Annotated in this window: 13 protein-coding genes; 2 read left to right on the top strand and 11 right to left on the bottom strand. The window is 69.5% G+C overall.

From position 1 onward, the window contains the following. Positions 1-222 precede the first annotated feature (222 nt). The 6 genes from R8F63_13360 to R8F63_13335 form a co-directional block, all read right to left on the bottom strand. Entirely contained in the window at positions 223-1458 is a 1236-nt protein-coding gene (locus R8F63_13360; protein ID MDW3219594.1) for an FAD-dependent oxidoreductase, read from the bottom strand. Between the two features lie 90 nt (positions 1459-1548). Beyond that, positions 1549-2127 (bottom strand): hypothetical protein, encoded by a 579-nt coding sequence (locus R8F63_13355; GenBank protein ID MDW3219593.1) that lies wholly within the window; start codon positions 2125-2127, stop codon positions 1549-1551. A gap of 107 nt (positions 2128-2234) precedes the next feature. Continuing rightward, on the bottom strand, positions 2235-3659 hold the full coding sequence (locus R8F63_13350; GenBank protein ID MDW3219592.1) for an aldehyde dehydrogenase family protein: 1425 nt from the start codon (positions 3657-3659) through the stop codon (positions 2235-2237). Positions 3660-3705: 46 nt separating this feature from the next. After that, positions 3706-4137 carry a hypothetical protein gene (locus tag R8F63_13345; protein ID MDW3219591.1) on the bottom strand — a complete coding sequence of 144 codons (432 nt, stop codon included), beginning with the start codon at positions 4135-4137 and terminating at the stop codon, positions 3706-3708. Next, the gene (locus tag R8F63_13340) at positions 4134-4370 is read right to left on the bottom strand and encodes an AbrB/MazE/SpoVT family DNA-binding domain-containing protein (GenBank protein ID MDW3219590.1); all 237 of its coding nucleotides are present in this window, start codon (positions 4368-4370) and stop codon (positions 4134-4136) included. Before R8F63_13340 ends, R8F63_13345 begins: the two co-directional genes overlap by 4 nt. Positions 4371-4411: 41 nt before the next feature. After that, positions 4412-5860, bottom strand: a complete 1449-nt coding sequence (locus R8F63_13335) for a VCBS repeat-containing protein (GenBank protein MDW3219589.1) — start codon at positions 5858-5860, stop codon at positions 4412-4414. Positions 5861-5925: 65 nt separating this feature from the next. Between R8F63_13335 and R8F63_13330 the strand changes: the two genes are divergently transcribed. After that, positions 5926-6900: a 2-oxoglutarate and iron-dependent oxygenase domain-containing protein gene (locus tag R8F63_13330; protein MDW3219588.1), complete on the top strand. Its 975-nt coding sequence runs from the start codon at positions 5926-5928 to the stop codon at positions 6898-6900. Between the two features lie 5 nt (positions 6901-6905). On the opposite strand, the gene R8F63_13325 is transcribed toward R8F63_13330, so the two are convergent. The 4 genes from R8F63_13325 to R8F63_13310 all read right to left on the bottom strand — a co-directional run bounded on the left by R8F63_13325 (position 6906) and on the right by R8F63_13310 (position 13768). Beyond that, positions 6906-8057 (bottom strand): hypothetical protein, encoded by a 1152-nt coding sequence (locus R8F63_13325; protein ID MDW3219587.1) that lies wholly within the window; start codon positions 8055-8057, stop codon positions 6906-6908. Positions 8058-8067: 10 nt separating this feature from the next. After that, positions 8068-10014 carry a hypothetical protein gene (locus R8F63_13320; GenBank protein MDW3219586.1) on the bottom strand — a complete coding sequence of 649 codons (1947 nt, stop codon included), beginning with the start codon at positions 10012-10014 and terminating at the stop codon, positions 8068-8070. Between the two features lie 78 nt (positions 10015-10092). Further along, the gene (gene ileS, locus R8F63_13315; GenBank protein MDW3219585.1) at positions 10093-13353 is read right to left on the bottom strand and encodes an isoleucine--tRNA ligase; all 3261 of its coding nucleotides are present in this window, start codon (positions 13351-13353) and stop codon (positions 10093-10095) included. A gap of 70 nt (positions 13354-13423) precedes the next feature. Beyond that, positions 13424-13768: a DUF3024 domain-containing protein gene (locus R8F63_13310; GenBank protein ID MDW3219584.1), complete on the bottom strand. Its 345-nt coding sequence runs from the start codon at positions 13766-13768 to the stop codon at positions 13424-13426. A gap of 125 nt (positions 13769-13893) precedes the next feature. On the opposite strand from R8F63_13310, the gene R8F63_13305 reads away from it, so the two are divergent. After that, positions 13894-15285 (top strand): DUF222 domain-containing protein, encoded by a 1392-nt coding sequence (locus R8F63_13305; GenBank protein ID MDW3219583.1) that lies wholly within the window; start codon positions 13894-13896, stop codon positions 15283-15285. On the opposite strand, the gene R8F63_13300 is transcribed toward R8F63_13305, so the two are convergent. Beyond that, positions 15282-16427 carry a DUF2510 domain-containing protein gene (locus R8F63_13300; GenBank protein ID MDW3219582.1) on the bottom strand — a complete coding sequence of 382 codons (1146 nt, stop codon included), beginning with the start codon at positions 16425-16427 and terminating at the stop codon, positions 15282-15284. The two genes, R8F63_13305 and R8F63_13300, sit on opposite strands and share 4 nt — an antisense overlap. Positions 16428-16498 lie beyond the last annotated feature (71 nt).

Genomic DNA, 16498 nt, shown 5'->3' with positions numbered 1-16498 from the left:
CGAATCGAAGGCGTGACTCCCGGTCGGATCGACGCCTCGCCGCCACTCTCTCGGACAAGAGTTGCGGACTCGTAATTACAGCCGCGTAACTACACGCTCGTCAAGAGGAACTTTCCGGGACCCGTGGACGCCAGTGTCCGAGCGAAACTCGGCCGTTCGCGCGCGCCGCATGCGAATCACAAACGCGAGAAAGTATGGGGGTCTGACCCCAGAAGGTATGGGTCAGTCGGCGCGGCATAGCTTGGCGGCGACGGCGTCGGCGGCTCGGCAGCCGGAGACGAGGGCTCCGTTGATCGAGGCGTGCTGGCGATGGTCGCCGGCCACGAAGAGGCCCGAGTTCAGGCGGACCCGCTGGTCGGGGTCCTCGCCGACGAGCTGCTTCGGCTGGGCCCGCTCGATCGCGTCGACCCGGAGGGTCTCCCACCCCTCGACGCCCCCGCCGTACCAGTCGGTGAGGGTCGTGCGGACAGCGGATTCGTCCACGCCGAGTCGCGGCGAGGACACGGCCACCAGGGCGCGGTCGTCCGGCGCGTAGTCGGGTGAGACCTGCGAGAGAACGGCGAGGTTGTTGACGGCGCTGTCGCCGTTGCCGTCGAGCACGATGAGGGGGCGCCGCAGCGGCGGCTCCGGCGCGGCGAACCACCAGGTGGTGAGGGCGTTGGCGCCGGGATCGTCGACCTCGCCGTCGGTGAGGCGGGCGGCGTCGGCGGCGTCGGTGGCGACCACGACGGCATCGGCCTCGAGCCGACGGTCACCGATCTCGACATGGCGATCGCCGACGCCCGTGACCGTGGTGTCGTAGCGGATCGACCCGGCGGGGAGCCGGCTCGCGAGCTGGTCGGAGATGGCGCCCATGCCGGCTCGGGGAACGGCGGCATCCCCGTCGGACAGCATCCGGAACACGAACTCGAGCGAGCGGCTCGAGAACCCGAGCGCGTCGTCGAGGGCGATGCCGCTGAAGAGGGGGCGGAGGAACCGGTCGATCATCCGATCGGAGAAGCCCACCTCGCGAAGTCGGTCGAGCGCCGTGGTCTCCTTCTGGGTGAAAAGGTCGTCGACCTCGCCGGCCTGCACCCGCTTGCGGAACCGCAGGATCGCTCGCTTGTCCTTCAGGGTTCCGATGGGGGCCCGCAGGGTCCCGAAGGCGTCACCCGGCGAGCGGAACGGGTCGGCGACGCGGTGGAACGCATCGTCGATCCGCACCAGCGCACCGGCGTCGAACGGTTCGAGATCCAGGGCGTCGTAGTCGAGCAGGTCCTGCGCCGCCGGATAGGCGGTGAGGAGCAGCTGGAAACCACGGTCGAGCCGGAAGCCGTCGACCATGTCGGTGCGGACCCGACCGCCGGGGCCGTCGGAGCGCTCGAGCACCAGCGGTTCGTGCCCCTTGTCGCGGAGCCGGATCGACGCGGCGAGCCCGGCAAGGCCGGCGCCGACGACGACAACGTCGTGTGAGGTCATCGTCGGATTCCGCCCCCGGGAGTCACGGGCGGAAACGCTACCGACCCGCCCCGACCGAGTCGAGGCGGACGGGCGAAAAACCGAACGCCGTCACACCCGCACGAAGGGCCGGGCGCTCGGGCTGAACCCGATCCGACGTCCCCAGACGGTGATGCCGTAGCCGGGTTCGACCCACGCCTCGGCCGGCGTCAGCGCCCGCAGACCATGGGACTCACCGGCTCGCACCCAGAACGCGTTGACGCCCATCGAGTCGCAGCCGACCAGCTCGTAGCCCCGTCGGGAGGCCAGATCGTGGAGGGCGGCGAGCGACGCCCCGAAGTACGAGGACACGTCCCAGATGTGGGTCGGGTCATATGCGATCGTCTTCCGGGCGACCGGCCCGAGCGACGCGTTGTACTCCATCGTGAGGACCCGGGGCCGGTAGCGCCCGTCGAGCGCCCGCAACACCCAGTACTCGTTGGAGTCGATGTCGATCGACAGCAGATCGAAGTCGTCCGGCACGTCGTAGCGGGCGAACAGCTCGTTGATGTTCTCCGCGGTGATGAACTCCTGCCGGATGTCGTTCGGGGCGGGCTGCGCCACGCCGTCCATGCGCAGGCCCGTCCAACCCTGCTCCAGCAGGAGCCGGGTGTTGCACTCCTCACCGAGTTCGCCGACGCCGAACTCCACGAATCGCCGGTTCGTGGTGCCGATCGCGGCGAACAGGGCGGCCAGGATCCCGTCCTCGCCGTTCTGCGAATACGTCGACGACTCGTGTCGACGGAGCTGGTCGGCGCTCAGATGAACCGCCGGATCAGCTTTTCCTTCTTCGCCGTGTACGGCGGGTAGAGCATCTTCGGGTCCATCTTGGTCGGCTTCTTCATCACCGACTTCAGGTTGGAGAACGTGTCGAAGCCCGAACGACCGTGGTAGCGGCCGGTGCCGGACTCGCCGACGCCGCCGAAGGGCAGGTCCGGCGGGGTGATGTGGAGCACGACATGGTTGACGCAGGCGCCACCGGACGTGGTGGAGCCGATGAGCTCCTCGGCCTTCTCGCCGTCCTCGGCGAAGACGTAGAGCGCCAGCGGCTTCTCCCGCCCGTTCACGATCTCGACGGCTTCGGCCATCGACTCGACGGTGATGACCGGCAGAAGGGGTCCGAAGATCTCCTCCTGCATGATCCTGGAGTCCTTCGCCGGGTCGACGATGACCGTCGGTTCGACGTACTTGGCGTCGACGTCCACCTCGCCCCCGAAGGCGACGGTGCCGCCATGGTCGGCGAGGAGTCCCTCGAGCCGGCTCGCGTGGCGATCCGTGACGATCGAACCGAAGTCCTTGTTGTCCTTGGTGCCCTTGCCCCCGCTGAACTCGTCGAACGCGGTCCTCATGCTGTCGACGAGGGCATCACGGTTCTTCTCCGTGACGAGGACATAGTCCGGAGCGACACAGGTCTGCCCGGCGTTGAGCCATTTGCCCCAGGCCAGGCGTCGGCCGGTGACCTCGATGTTGGCGGAGTCGTCGACGAGCACCGGGCTCTTGCCGCCGAGCTCCAGCGTGACCGGCGTGAGGTGACGGGCGGCGGCCTGGTAGACGATGCGGCCGACGTCGGTGGAGCCCGTGTAGAAGATGTGGTCGAAGCGCTGCTCGAGCAGATCGGTGGCCACGGCCACGTCGCCCTCGATCACGGCGATGGCCTCGGGGTCGCAGTAGCGCGGGATCAGCTCGGCGAGCAGGTTGCTCGTGGCGCCGGCGACCTCCGATGGCTTGGCGATCACGGCGTTACCCGCCGCGATGGCCGCGGCCATCGGGAGCAGCAGCAGCTGCACCGGATAGTTCCAGGGGGCGACGATCAGCGCGACGCCGAGCGGCTCAGGGACGATGTAGCCCTTGCCCGGCTGGGAGGCCATCGGCAGCCGGGCCCTGCGGGGCTTGGCGTACTTCGGGGCGTTCTTGCGCATCCCGGCGATCTCACTGGCCGTCGAGCCGACATCGGCCGCGAAGCCTTCGATGGCCGGCTTGCCGAGGTCCAGCGCCAGCGCCTCCTCGAAGCGGGAGCCCTCCATCCTCAGCATGCGGACGAGTCCGTCCAGCTGTTCGAGCCGCCACGCCATCGGCTTGGTGCGCCCGGAGTCGTACACGGCGCGCACGCCCTCGACGACAGCGGCGACGTCGACGGTGGTCAGGTCGAGGTCGGTTCCTTCGGGACGATCGGTGATGGCCATGCGTCCAGCTTGCCAGCCGCACCCCGTTCGCGCACCCGCAGGCGGTTCAGCGGGCGAGGACGCGGTAGCGGATGCGGCTGGCCGCGGCGGCAGCGCGGATCCGCGGACCGTCGTCGAACTCGTCCACGTACAGCGGTGCATCGAGCATGCGGCACGCAGCGATCGCTTCGGCGCCGAGCCTGGACAGACCGTGGTCCGCCGCGAGCGTCGCCATGTCGAACGCGAGCGTCCGCATCGACACGATGCGGACGTCGTCCGGAAGCGTGGTCAGCGCGTCGGCGAGCGCCCGGCGGCGGTCCGCGGACCAGGAGCCGGTGAGGGCGCCGCCGGTGGCGGCCACGGCGCTGCGGCAGAGGCGCACGTAGTAGAGGTTCGTCGTTGCCGGCGATCGCATACGCAGGATGCGCTGCAGCCCGGGTGACGGCGAGTCGGCGAGGAGGTCGCGGAGCAGATGATCGTCGAGGACGACGTGGCTCACGTGGTGGTGAGCTCGGGATCGTCGAGCGACGCGACGAAGGCGCGATGGTCCTCGGCGCTCAGCAGGTCATCCAGGAGTGCGCGGCCCGTCCCCGCGGGGACGGTGAGGACGCCGAAGCCGAGGTCGAGAACGTCGACGGGCCCGCCCTGTGAGAGTCCCCAGCGGCGCCGTGCCGGAGCCGGAAGCGACATCTGACCGGACGTGGAGATGAGGAACTGCTCGACGGACGCCATGGTTGCAGCGTACTTGGTAACGATGGGACTGTCACCAAGTATCAGCAGTGCAGGCCCTCGCCCAGGACCTGCGGGGAGTCCGCCGGCGGGTCGGCGTGCCGGTAGATCGTCGTCGTCTCGTCGACGATGTGCCAGGCGCCGTCGCGGAGCGCGTACACCGTCCGCCACCAGTACATCTCGGGGTCGTCGGGATCGAACTGCTCGTTGCGGTTGTCGTTGGGGCCGGTCTGCTCGACGACGACACCCGTGGTGGTGCACGTCACCCGGGCGACGCAGCCGGTCGGCGCACAACTGCCGCCCCCGATGCCGTGGAGCAGGAGGCCCTGCGACCAGGGGTCCGAGGCCGGTTCGTCCGCGTAGTCGATGACGTCGACCGTGCAGCCGGTCAGCTGGACGGCGAACGCGTTGCGGGCGGTGTTGGACGGTGCGGTCAGGAACACCTCGAGCACGCCGTCGCCGTCGACATCGGCGGCCGCCATGAGCTCCGGCCCGCCGCCCCAGTTGTAGGGGATGGCGATCGACTCGGTGGCCCCGCCGGCGAGCTCGATGTGGAGCCATCCCTCCGGGGCACCGCTGCCCGCCTCCCAACTGACGATGCGGTCGAGCGTGCCGTCGCCGTCGAGATCCACCTCCGCGACGAGTGTCGCATCGGCCGGCCGATCGCCGGTCGCAGTGCATTCGGGGCCGGCGTCGATCGCGGGGACCTCGGCGTCCTCGTCCGGTGAACAGTCGACGGTTCCCGCGTCGGCTGCCGTCGGCACGCCGGGCGGCGGGTTCGCCAACTCGTACTCGACGGAGGTGATCGGGGCGACGACGAGTTCGTCGCCGTCGAGCCGGATCAGGGTGCGGCCCCAGCGCCACTCGTCGGCGTCCAGCCCTTCCACATCCCCGCCCGATGTCATGTCGCTGATGAGATCCGGGCCGACGCAGGCGATACGGCGATCGCAGCGGAGTTCGCCGTCACGCAGGCACCACTCGCCCTCGTGCGGGCCGATCTCGTGGACCGTGCCGCCGCACTCGCCGAGCCGGACCAGTTCGGCGCCGTTCGTCGAGGTCGGCGGGAGAAAGAACTCGAGGAGGCCGTCGCCGTCGAGATCACGGGCCGCGGCGCCACCGCCCGGACGGTCGAGGAGCCGGGGCCAGTCGGTGCCGGGCACGTCGACCCACAACGACCCGTCGGCGAGGCGGACGTGGATGCGGTGTCCGTCGTCGGTCTCGCTCACGAGGATTTCGTCCGCGACGCCGTCCCGGTCGACATCGAGCGGCGTGCGGTTGGCCGAGATGTGGGCGGCGTCATCGGGGACCGACGCGGCACAACCGGCCGGCTCGGCGAGGGTGGTCGTGGTCGTCGTCGAACTCGTCGGGATCGGGACGGACGTGGTCGTCGGGTCGGACGGAACGGGATCGGCCCCGGTGGTCGAGTCGGCGCAGGCGGCGACCACGAATGCCCACGCCACGACGACGCCCGAGACGCCCAGAGCCCGTTTCACCGCCTTCGATCATCGCACTCGGAGTGGCCCGATCCACGGCAGCGGCGACGGGGTAGCGTGGGCGAATGGGAGAACCCGCGATCCTCGATGTCGACCTGCTGGCGTTCGAGAACGGCGATGCCACGCAGCGGGCCGCCGTCGTCGACGGCGTCACCGAATCCCTGCGCACCGGCTTCGTCTATGTGGAACACGACCTCAGCGTCGACATGATCGACGAGGTCTACGGACAGCTCGAGGCGTTCTTCACCCTGCCGCAGGAGAACAAGGACGCCTATGTCGTGCCCGGCTCGAACGGGCAGAGCGGCTACACGGGGCTGTTGGTCGAGACCGCAGCGATCGCCGATGTGCCCGACTGGAAGGAGATGCTCAACTGGGGCGCGCCGCTCGGCGCCGGGCATCCGCTCCGGGCAAAGTATCCGCACCGCTACGGCCCGCCCACGCTTCCGGAGGCCGATCTTCCCGGCATCAACGACCTCCTGCTCCACTTCCACGAGACGATCGCCGATCTCCAGGCGCGCGTGCTGCGGATCATCGCCGTGGGGCTCGGTGTGGACGAGCGGTTCTTCGACGACATGCTGGTCGATGGCGCGACCCTCACCCGGGCGATCCACTACCCCGCGATGGAGAACGCGCCCGGCGAGCAGCACGTCTGGGCGGGCGAACACGCCGACATCAACCTGATCACGGCGCTGCCCCGCGCGACCGCGGCCGGGCTCCAGGTGAAGGTCGACGGCAGCTGGGTCGACGCGGCCCCGCCCGACGGGCGCGCGATCATCAACACCGGGCTCATGCTCGAGCGGCTCACGAACGGGGTGATCCCGCCGGGCATCCATCAGGTCGTGTCGGCGCCGGGGCAGCAGGGTGATCGGTACTCGGTCGTCCAGTTCGCCCACCCCACGCCGTGGACGATGCTCGAGCCGATCGGCACGTGCGTCACCCCCGACACGCCGCTGCGCTACCCGACGATCAGCGCGGCCGACGCGCTCGACAAGGTGCTGTGGGAGATCAATCTGGTCGAGGACGGCCGCCGGGTCGACTGATCGCCCTACTCCTCGGGCGCCTGCAGTTCGACGCGGCCCGGCTCGAACCGGATCGACAGCTCGAGGGTCGACTCCTCGGAGTCGATCGTGACCGCGCCCACGTAGTGGTTGAGGAACACGATGGTCTGGCGCCACTCGGTGCCGTTGATCCTCGGCTCCTCGGGCTCGAGGAACCCGGGATCGAAGAAGCTCTCGCTGCCGGCGACGAAGACGGCGCCGTCGAGCTCGTCGAGGACCTGCGCCTGCGCACCCTCCGGGTCGTCGATCGCCCACACGAGTTCCGCGTCGAAGTAGCGCAGACCGAGATCGGCGTCGAAGCTGTCCTCGGGGCGTGACCAACTGGTGATGTCGGCGTCGACGAGCGTCGCGTCGTCGAGCGCGGGGAAGTGTTCGATCAGCGTGAGGAAGAGCGGCACGGGCACCACGCCCGCCTCGAACTCGAACGGCGCGTCGACCTGGTAGCCGGGGACGCCCTCGCCGAACACCTGCTCCTCGTCGGCCCAGGCGAAGATCGGTTCGGGAATCGCCTCCAGACCGTTGACGATCAGTGTCTCGGCGTCGCTCTGGTACACGTGGTTGACGGAGTGGGGACCGCCCTCGTCACCGGGATCGCTCCCCGTGGTGCCGGTTCGGCGGTAGCCCAGGTCGGCCATGATCGGGTCGTAGAAGTCGCTCAGGGCGACGTAGCCCGGGCTCGGGTCGTCGGCGCGGATGTCGATGTCGGGCATGGGCTCGGTCGAGAGGACCTCGTAGGTCCAGTCCCACTCCCAGGTCGCGTCGGTGTCGCCACCGAACAGGTCGACGCCGATCCCGTGCGGTGTTCCGTTGGGAACGGGGATGTCGAGCGGGAAGCCGGTGATGTCCTTCGCGAGTTGGAGCGGATCGCCGTCGCCCTCGCCCCAGGCGAGCACGAGGTCGACGATGTCCTCGAGGGGCAGGGGCTCCGCCCCCGTCGGCGCCGGCACCGTCGTGGTGGTCGTCGTTGTCGTCGTGGTCGCATCGTCCGGTGCCGCCGTCGTGGTGGTCGTGCCGTCGAGGGTGGTCGTGGTCGACTCCGGCGGCTCGCCGACCTCGTCGCCACCGTCGCCGCAGGCCGCGGCCATCACCGCGACCGTGAGGAGGCTCATCAACGTCCGCCGAGTGGTGAGGAGAATCATGTCGGCGAAGTTAGTCCCCGGCCGACGGGGGTGGATCGATGTGGTAGGGCTCCGCGATCGGCCAGGGTGCGCTGGAGTCACGGTGGAGCTTGCGTAGTCGTTCGCTCATGGCGGTCGGGGTGATCGTGCGCATGTCGCCGCGCGGAATGGCACCGGCGGTGAAGAGGGTTTGGTATGCCTGGGTCGCGCAATTGTTCTCGGTGAGCCAGTAGGTGCCGGGGCTGGCGGCGAGCAGTTCCCATTCGTTGCGCAGCGCCTCGCACACGGTGCAGTCGACGGGACCGATCTCCCATACCTCGAGCGCCTTCTCCGCGTGGCTGATCTCGTAGGCGGCGCCGATGCCGTCGTCCACACCGGTCGTGAGGCGTTGCTGTCCGGTGGTGACGCCGACCCGGTTGGAGCGATGACGACCGACCTCGCCGGGAACGCCGGCGATCGCCTCGATCCCGCGGTCCTCCTCGATGGCGAAGAACCCGAACACCTCGCTGTAGGTGCCACACATGATGTGGACGTCGACATGGCTCACCGACAGTCCCGTGTCGCGCTGGATCAGCACCCGGATGATGCACGGCGCGTCCTCGTAGATCACCTCGTAGGACGCGTGGGCGACGACGTTGTCGAGCTCGCCATGGGCGCAGCGAGCCGGTGCCGCGGCCCGCACGTGCAACGTGAACCCCGTGTCGCTCTCACCCGTGAGGTGCCACCGGTACACCGCTTCGTCGAGCAGCACCTCGCCCTCGCCGGTGCAGGACGGGGTGGCGACGGCGGTGTACATGGCGTCGAACAGGTCCCAGCCGTGTCGATCCCGCACGTCGGCGTCGAGATGGACCTGGGTGTTCTGGAACGCCTCCCGCAGCGTCAACTCGGGCTTCATGCAACAGACGCGAAACGCCCGGGGCCCGGAGATCTCGACGGTCAGGCCACAGTCACAGGGATGCGCCGGCTCCGGCGGCGCGGCGACGGGTGCCGGTGGGCCACCGCCCTTCCGCCGGACCCTGACGACGAACAGGAACACCACGCCGGCGATGACGATCGGGATGAGGACGAGGATCACGTTGAAGCCGCCGTCGTCGCCATCGTCCGAACCGCTGCCCTCCGAACCGACGACCTCGTTCGTCGGCTGCTCGGTGATCGGTTCGCCGGGCACGAGGATCCAGTCGGTCGGGAGCGCGGCCCGGATCTCGTCGGTGATCGTCGTGATCGGGTTCTCCATCCCCGGCGCCTCGCCGATGACGGTGGCGAAGCCGAACGTCGAGGGGTCGACGCCGTCCGACCACGAAGCCGTGAACGTCGGGTTGAACGTCGAGTCGGCGAAGACGTGGCTGACGACGATCCGGTCCCCGCCGATCGGCACGATCCATGCCTCGTAGGCGTTCTGGAACAGCTCCATCGTGCCCTCGTTGTTCAGGCCGACGAGTGAGTCCCAGGATTCGCCGTCCCAGACCACCGTCCCCACCTGGTACGCCCCGGCACCGGGGTCGGGCGGCGGGACCTCGACGCCGGGCACGTCGTCGCGCTTGTAGAAGACGGCGAACTCGAGATTCTGGCCGCTCGTGGCCCAATCGGCCGCGAGCTGGACCTCCATCTGGTGAACGGCGAACGAGCCGGCCTCCGGGTAGTAGTCGTAGTTCGCCGGACGATGGACGAAGAACCCGGGTGTCCCCTCGCCGATCGTGGGGCCGGGCATGGCGTCGAGCGACTCGGCGATGTCGAAGTAGGCGCTCGCCGTGGACAGGATCTGCGGCGAGCTGTCGTCGACCGCGCCCAGTCGAGCCGGTTCCACCTCCTGGCGCGGGACCGCGGTGACCCAGATGACGTCGTCCGCCGTGTCGATGTCGTCGTCGACGTCGGTGTCCTGTGCGGCGACGGGAGCGACGGCGAGGACGGTGGCGGCGAGCGCCACCAGCCACCCCCCGATGCTCAGTCGTCTCCCGCGTCCGCCCCGTTGTGCCCGCATCGAACGACGGTAGCTCGCAGGGCTTCGCCCCCGCTCGTGGACGCCACGGTCTGTCGGGCGGCGCAGGTGAAGCGGGGGTCAGACCGTGGGGTGGAGGGTGAAGCGGAAGGGTTCGCCGTCGATGGTGGCCTCGTGGATGCGGAGGTCGTCGGGGCCGGCGCCGATGGTGAGCGATGTCGCGAGCACCTGGTCGGCGATGTAGGCGTCGTGGGCGGTGATCGCCTCGGCTGCCGCGGCGGACTCGACCTCGAACCAGACCTCGATGCGGTCGGTGACGACGAGGTCCTCGGCCTTGCGGGCGTTCTGCACCTCCCGCACGATGTCGCGGGCGAGGCCCTCCGCGGCGAGTGCCTCGGTGACCTCGGTGTCGAGGGTGACCACGGCGTCGTTCGATCGCAGGGCGGCCGCCACGACGTCGTCAGGCGACTCGAGCGCGAGCTCGTACTCGTCCTCGGCGAGCACATGGCCCGCCGCGGTGACCGTGCCGTCGTCGTTGGGCGACCAGTCGCCCGACTTCGCCGCGCCGAAGACGGTCTGCACGTCCTTGCCGAGTCGGGGCCCGAGGGCCTTGCCGTCGGGCCGGAGCACGAATGTTGCCAGCGACCCGATCTCCTCGGTGAGGTGGACGGACTTCACGTTGAGCTCGTCGGCGAGGAGGTCGGCGAAGGGCTCGAGCGTGCCCGCGTCTCGGCCCGCGACCGTGACCGACGCGAGGGGGAGGCGCACCCGCAGCCCCTGGTCCTCGCGCAGACGCAGGCCGGTCGACGCGACGTCACGCAGACGGTCCATCGCCGCGACCAGGGCCGAGTTCGCCGGATAGGCGTCGGCGTCCGGCCAGTCACACAGATGCACCGAGTCGGGTTGGTCGGCGTCGCCGCCCGTCAACCCCAGCCAGATCTCCTCGGTGATCATCGGCAGCAGCGGCGCGGCGACCTGCACGAGGGTGAGCAGCACGGTGTAGAGCGTGTCGAGACCATCGGTGTCGGCCCCGCCACCCGCGCTGCCCCAGAAGCGATCGCGCGAGCGTCGGATGTACCAGTTGTTCAGCGCGTCGATGAACGACTGGGTCTCCATCGCCGCGCCCGGCAGGTCGTAGGCGTCCATGCGCGACTCGGTGGCCGCGACGAGGTCGCGGGTCTTGGCGAGGATGTAGCGATCGAGCAGCTCGGTCGAGTCGGTCCGGAAGGTGGCCCGATGGCCTTCGACGTTTGCGTAGAGCGTGAAGAAGGAATACGCGTTCCAGATCGGCAGGATCACCTGGCGGACGACGTCGTCGATCGCCTGGTCGGAGATCCGCGTGTCGCCGCCCCGCACGATGTTGGTGGACATGAAGTACCACCGCAGCGCGTCGGCGCCCTGCTTCTCGAAGATCTCGGACGGCTCCGTGTAGTTGCGCAGCTTCTTGGAGAGCTTGGCCCCGTCGTCGGCGAGCAGGATGCCGTGGCAGATCGCGTTGTCGAAGCCGTGACGGTCGAACAGCGCCGTGGACAGGACGTGCATCGTGTAGAACCAGCCGCGCGACTGGTTGATGTACTCGACGATGAAGTCCGCCGGGAAGTGCTCGTCGAACCACTCCTTGTTCTCGAACGGATAGTGCACCTGGGCGAACGGCATGGAGCCGGACTCGAACCAGCAGTCGAGCACCTCCGGCACGCGGCGCATGGTGGACTTCCCCGTCGGGTCGTCCGGGTTGGGGCGGGTGAGCTCGTCGATGAACGGGCGGTGCAGGTTGTCCGGTCGCACACCGAAGTCGGCCTCGAGTTCGTCGAGACTGCCGTAGACGTCCGTGCGGGGGTAGGCCGGGTCGTCGCTGACCCAGACGGGGATCGGCGAACCCCAGAAGCGGTTGCGGCTGATCGACCAGTCGCGGGCGCCCTCCAACCACATGCCGAAGCGGCCGTCGCGGATGTGCGACGGGACCCAGTTGATCTCCTGGTTGGTCTCCAGCAGCCGGTCCCGGATGGCCGTGACCTCCACGTACCAGGACGGCATCGCCTTGTAGATGATCGGCGTGTCCGTGCGCCAGCAGTGGGGGTAGTTGTGCGTGTAGCTGTCGTGGCGGACGAGCTGTCCGGTCTCGCGCAGGTGGCGGATGATGTCGCTGTTCGCCTCGAGCACGTTCTGCCCGGCCCACTCCACGACATCGTCGGTGAAGCGGCCCGAATCGTCGACGGGCACGACCATCCCGATGCCGGCCTCCTCGCCGACCCGCTGGTCGTCCTCGCCGAAGCCGGGCGCCATGTGGACGACACCGGTGCCCTCGGACGTGTCGATGAAGTCGCCGGCGAGCACGACGAACGCTCGGTTCGTGCCGTGGTGGGGCTTCGCCGGATCGACCTCCGCCATGTCGGCGAAGTAGGGGAGCAGGGGTTGGTAGGTGCGTCCGACGAGGTCGGAGCCCTTCACGGTGCCGACCTGCTCCGCGTTCTCGAGCTGCTTGTCGTACTGCTCGAGCACCGCCTCGCCGAGGATGTAGCGGGTGCCGTCCGCGTCCGCCATGACGGCATAGTCGAGGTCCGGGCCGACCGCGAGGGCGAGGTTCGACGGCAGGGTCCACGGCGTGGTGGTCCACGCGAGGATCGCGACCGGGCTGCCCGCGGGGAGATGGCCGCCGTCGACATCGGCGCTGCCCGGGATGCCGTGCGGATCGTCGAGCGTGAACGCGACGGTGATCGCGGGGTCCTGACGGGGCCGCGTCGCGTCGTCGAGACGGATCTCGTGGTTCGACAGGGGCGTCTCCGCGCCCCAGCTGTAGGGCAGCACCCGGTTGGCCTGGTAGACGAGGCCCTTGTCCCAGAGCTGCTTGAACGCCCACATCACCGACTCCATGTAGTCGATGTCCATCGTCTTGTAGTCGTTCTCGAAGTCGACCCAGCGAGCCTGACGGGTGACGGTCTCCTCCCAGTCCTGCGTGTACTTCAGCACCGAGGTGCGGCAGTACTCGTTGAACCGCTCGATGCCGTACTCGATGATCGACGCCCGGCCGCTGACCGGGAGCTCCTTCTCGGCCTCCATCTCGGCGGGCAGGCCGTGGCAGTCCCAGCCGAAACGGCGCTCGACCCGCTTGCCCTGCATCGTCTGGTAGCGGGGGACGACGTCCTTCACGTAGCCGGTGAGCAGATGGCCGTGGTGGGGGAGGCCGTTGGCGAACGGCGGACCGTCGTAGAAGACGTATTCGTTGTTCGCGCCGTCGATGGTGACGGGACGTTGCTCGACCGATTCCTCGAACGTCTTCGCGGTCTCCCACCGCTCGAGAATGCGCCGCTCGATGCCCGGAAGATCCGGACTCTCGACATGCGGGTAGGGCGCGTCCGCGCCTGCGTTCTCGGCTGCACTCATGGGGATGGAGGCTACCGGGGGCCGGTGGCCGGTCGGGTCAGGTTTCGACGTCCCCGCGGGGACGTCCGCGTCAGTCCCAGAACACGCCGGTCGGGTCGTCGTCGATCTCGACGAGGAGGGGGCCGATCAGCGGAGTCGGGGCCGCTTCCTTGTGGACCGTGAAGCGCCCGCGATGATCTGTCCGGTAGAGCCTCCATTCGTTGCGCGACGCCGTGAAACGGAGCCGGGCGATCCGTCGCCGGTCCGGCTCGGAATCGGCGGAGTCGTCCCCGCGGGGACGGGACTCGAGGATCGTGACCGCCCGTGCACCTACGTCCGCCTCGAGCCGTATGTCGTCGCACCGGTCGCCGGACCCACCGTTCTTGGTCTCGATCCACCGTTGGATCTCGTCGAGGTCGGCGGAGGGGATGGGCATCGGGTGCTCCTTCGCAGGATGGGGGACGTCCCCGCGGGGACGTTTTCGGGCGGCGAACGCTCCGGAGGGTGTCATACCCCGTCGGTACTTTGGGGTGCAACGACGACGAAAATCCGGAGGATCCGATGAGCAGCGACGCAGGCCCGATCATGGCGGGCAACGACGACATCCCGCTGGAGCGGATCGAGGTCGAGATCATGTCCTGGTCGGGCAATCTGGCGGCGGCCACGGCCCGGCTGTTGGCGTGGATCGCGGAATACGACCGACGTGAGGGATGGAAGACCTGGAGCTGCCGGTCGTGTGCCGAGTGGATGTCGTGGAAGTGCGGGGAGTCGCTCCACACTGCTCGCGAGAAGGTGCGGGTGGCCCGGGCCCTCGAGTCGCTGCCGGCGATCCGGGCCTCGTTCGCGGCGGGTGAGCTGTCCTACTCGAAGGTGCGGGCCGTCACCCGGGTGGCGACGGCGGCCGACGACGAGGACTGGCTGATCCAGGCCCGCCACAGCACGGGATCCGAGCTCGACCGGATCGTGTCGGGCGTTCGCAAGGCGATCGACGAGAACGAGACCCGCGACGCGCGGGTGGCTCACGAACGCCGCCGGGTGGTACGGGTCTCGGGAAACGGTGGGATGAGCCACATCAAGGTGGATGCGCCCACGGATGCGGTGGCGACGATCGCGGCGGCGATCGAGGTGGTGGCGTCGCGGATGATCGACGGTGCCGTGGCCGGGTCGGATCGAACGCGACGGGACGTGATCGCCGAACGGGGTGGACTGGCGGCGGTGCGGGCCGATGCGCTGCTCCAGATAGCCGAGCAGGCCCTCGCGGCCGAGCCCGCGGCGGCGGAGCGGGGCGACGTCGGGCGGCTCCAACTGATCGTCGACACCGACACGCTGGCCGAGATCGCCGACGGTGCGGACGGTGACCCGGGCGAGTGCACGCTGGGTGGCGAGCGGATCGCGCCGGAGGTGGCCCGCCGGTGGGCGTGTGACATCCGGGCATCGGTGGTCGTGGATCACGAGGGTCACGGTTGCGACGAAGGCCGCGAAACGCGGGTGATCAATCGGCGGCTACGCCGCGCCCTGCACCGTCGGGATCGGGGCATGTGCCGCTTTCCCGGGTGCGGGGCCGGTTCGTGGCTCCATGCTCACCACATCGTCCACTGGGTCGACGGCGGGCCGACCGAGCTCGCCAACCTCGTCCTGCTCTGCGGTCATCACCACTCGGCGGTCCACGAGGGCGGGTGGTCCGTCGCGCTCACGCAAGGGGCGGTGGTCTGGAGCGATCCCGAGGGCACGCCGGCCACCGTGGAGCCGCTGGAAGGCGACGCACGGGCGGTGCGCAATGACAGCGGGGGCGAGGCGGTGCCGGCGTCAGCCATCGAGTCGATCTGGCACCGCGATCCGCTCGACTTCCGGTTCGCGGTGTCGGTGATCGCCGAACACTGCCTGCGAGTACGAGCGATGGCCGACGTCCCCGCGGGGACGTCCGCCGCCGATGAGGAACCCAGCTCGGGCTAGAGCCCTTCGTCGGTGGAGGTCGCGCCGCCGTCGGACACATGCGCCGTCCAGGCGGCGCCGTCGTGGTAGCGCAGCTCGTGGCGGCCCGACGGATCCGGGTGCCAGCCTTCCGCCGCCGGGGCCGGGTCGGGCGCGGCCGGGGCCGGGTCGGGCACCGGCTCCGCGGCCGGATCGGGGGCCGACCAGTCCGTCGTGGTGGTGCCCACCGGCTGGTTGGTGCGCAGCGAGTCGAGGTCGAGGTAGGCACCGGCGACCACGATGGATCCGCCGATCAGCACACACACCAGACCGAACTGGACCGCATCGTCGGGTTCCATCGTGGTGGTGATCAGCGCGACGAGCCCGGCGAACACGCCGATCCCGCCGAGCCAGGTGGAGAAGCGGCGGCCTCCCGGCGCGGCGCAGAGGGCGAGCACGACACCGGCGGCCAGCACCAGCATCGAACCGGCCGTGTCGTTGTCGAACGTCCCGAGCACGCCGAACACGCCGACCACGAACGCGATGTCGCCGACGATGACGGCCGACGTCGCGATGCCGCGCCATCCCCGCCGGTCGAGGACGCGCACTGCGAGCAGCAAGCCCGCGCCGATGAGCAGGCTCAGATAGGCGACGGTGTCGTCACCCCGGGTGAAGCTCGAGTCGGGCACGTTGACGAATGAATCGTCGAGGAAGACCGATCCGTCCCGGATCGAGCGGGCGTCGGGATCGCCGGCCGCCGCGTCGATGATGAACGCCCAACCCGAGAGCAGTCCCAGCGTGAGCAGGGTCGTGGCCCCGCGAGCGGGCCCGAATGCGTACTGGGCCCCGTAGGCGAGGACGAGCAGGAACAGCAGGGCGGTCGGCGAGTCGAGGTCGTCGAACATGAACCCGAGGGCCTGCACCGTGCCGAGAGCGATGAGGGCGACCCCGGCCGGCCGCACCGACGGATCGAGTCCGGCGATGATGCCGTGCCCGGCCCCGAGCGCCAGGAGGCCGAGGAAGATGCCCATGACATTGGTGCTGTCGGGCTCGACATTGTCCACGGCGATGGCCATCAGGCCGATCCACGCGAGCACGGCGGCGGCTGCGGTGATCGCACCCTTGACGGACGGTTCGAGGCGCGCCCGCGCTTCGTCGCCCAACGTCTCGAAGAACTCTTCCATTCCTGCCCCCTTCATGGCACCGGCGAGGACGCTAGAACACGAAGCCGCGGCTCATGAGGAACGCCGCGCCC

The organism is Acidimicrobiales bacterium (genome assembly GCA_033344915.1).
GTDB lineage: Bacteria > Actinomycetota > Acidimicrobiia > Acidimicrobiales > Aldehydirespiratoraceae > JAJRXC01.
This window is presented reverse-complemented; position numbering and strand designations above follow the sequence as displayed.

Bases quoted from the DNA above. Each gene is read 5' to 3' on its own strand.
- R8F63_13350 (MDW3219592.1), bottom strand. From the start codon at position 3,659: ATGGCCATCACCGATCGTCCCGAAGGAACCGACCTCGACCTGACCACC.
- R8F63_13310 (MDW3219584.1), bottom strand. From the start codon at position 13,768: ATGCCCATCCCCTCCGCCGACCTCGACGAGATCCAACGGTGGATCGAG.
- R8F63_13320 (MDW3219586.1), bottom strand. From the start codon at position 10,014: ATGCGGGCACAACGGGGCGGACGCGGGAGACGACTGAGCATCGGGGGG.
- R8F63_13330 (MDW3219588.1), top strand. From the start codon at position 5,926: ATGGGAGAACCCGCGATCCTCGATGTCGACCTGCTGGCGTTCGAGAAC.
- R8F63_13360 (MDW3219594.1), bottom strand. From the start codon at position 1,458: ATGACCTCACACGACGTTGTCGTCGTCGGCGCCGGCCTTGCCGGGCTC.
- R8F63_13340 (MDW3219590.1), bottom strand. From the start codon at position 4,370: ATGGCGTCCGTCGAGCAGTTCCTCATCTCCACGTCCGGTCAGATGTCG.
- R8F63_13325 (MDW3219587.1), bottom strand. From the start codon at position 8,057: ATGATTCTCCTCACCACTCGGCGGACGTTGATGAGCCTCCTCACGGTC.
- ileS (MDW3219585.1), bottom strand. From the start codon at position 13,353: ATGAGTGCAGCCGAGAACGCAGGCGCGGACGCGCCCTACCCGCATGTC.
- R8F63_13305 (MDW3219583.1), top strand. From the start codon at position 13,894: ATGAGCAGCGACGCAGGCCCGATCATGGCGGGCAACGACGACATCCCG.
- R8F63_13300 (MDW3219582.1), bottom strand. From the start codon at position 16,427: ATGGAAGAGTTCTTCGAGACGTTGGGCGACGAAGCGCGGGCGCGCCTC.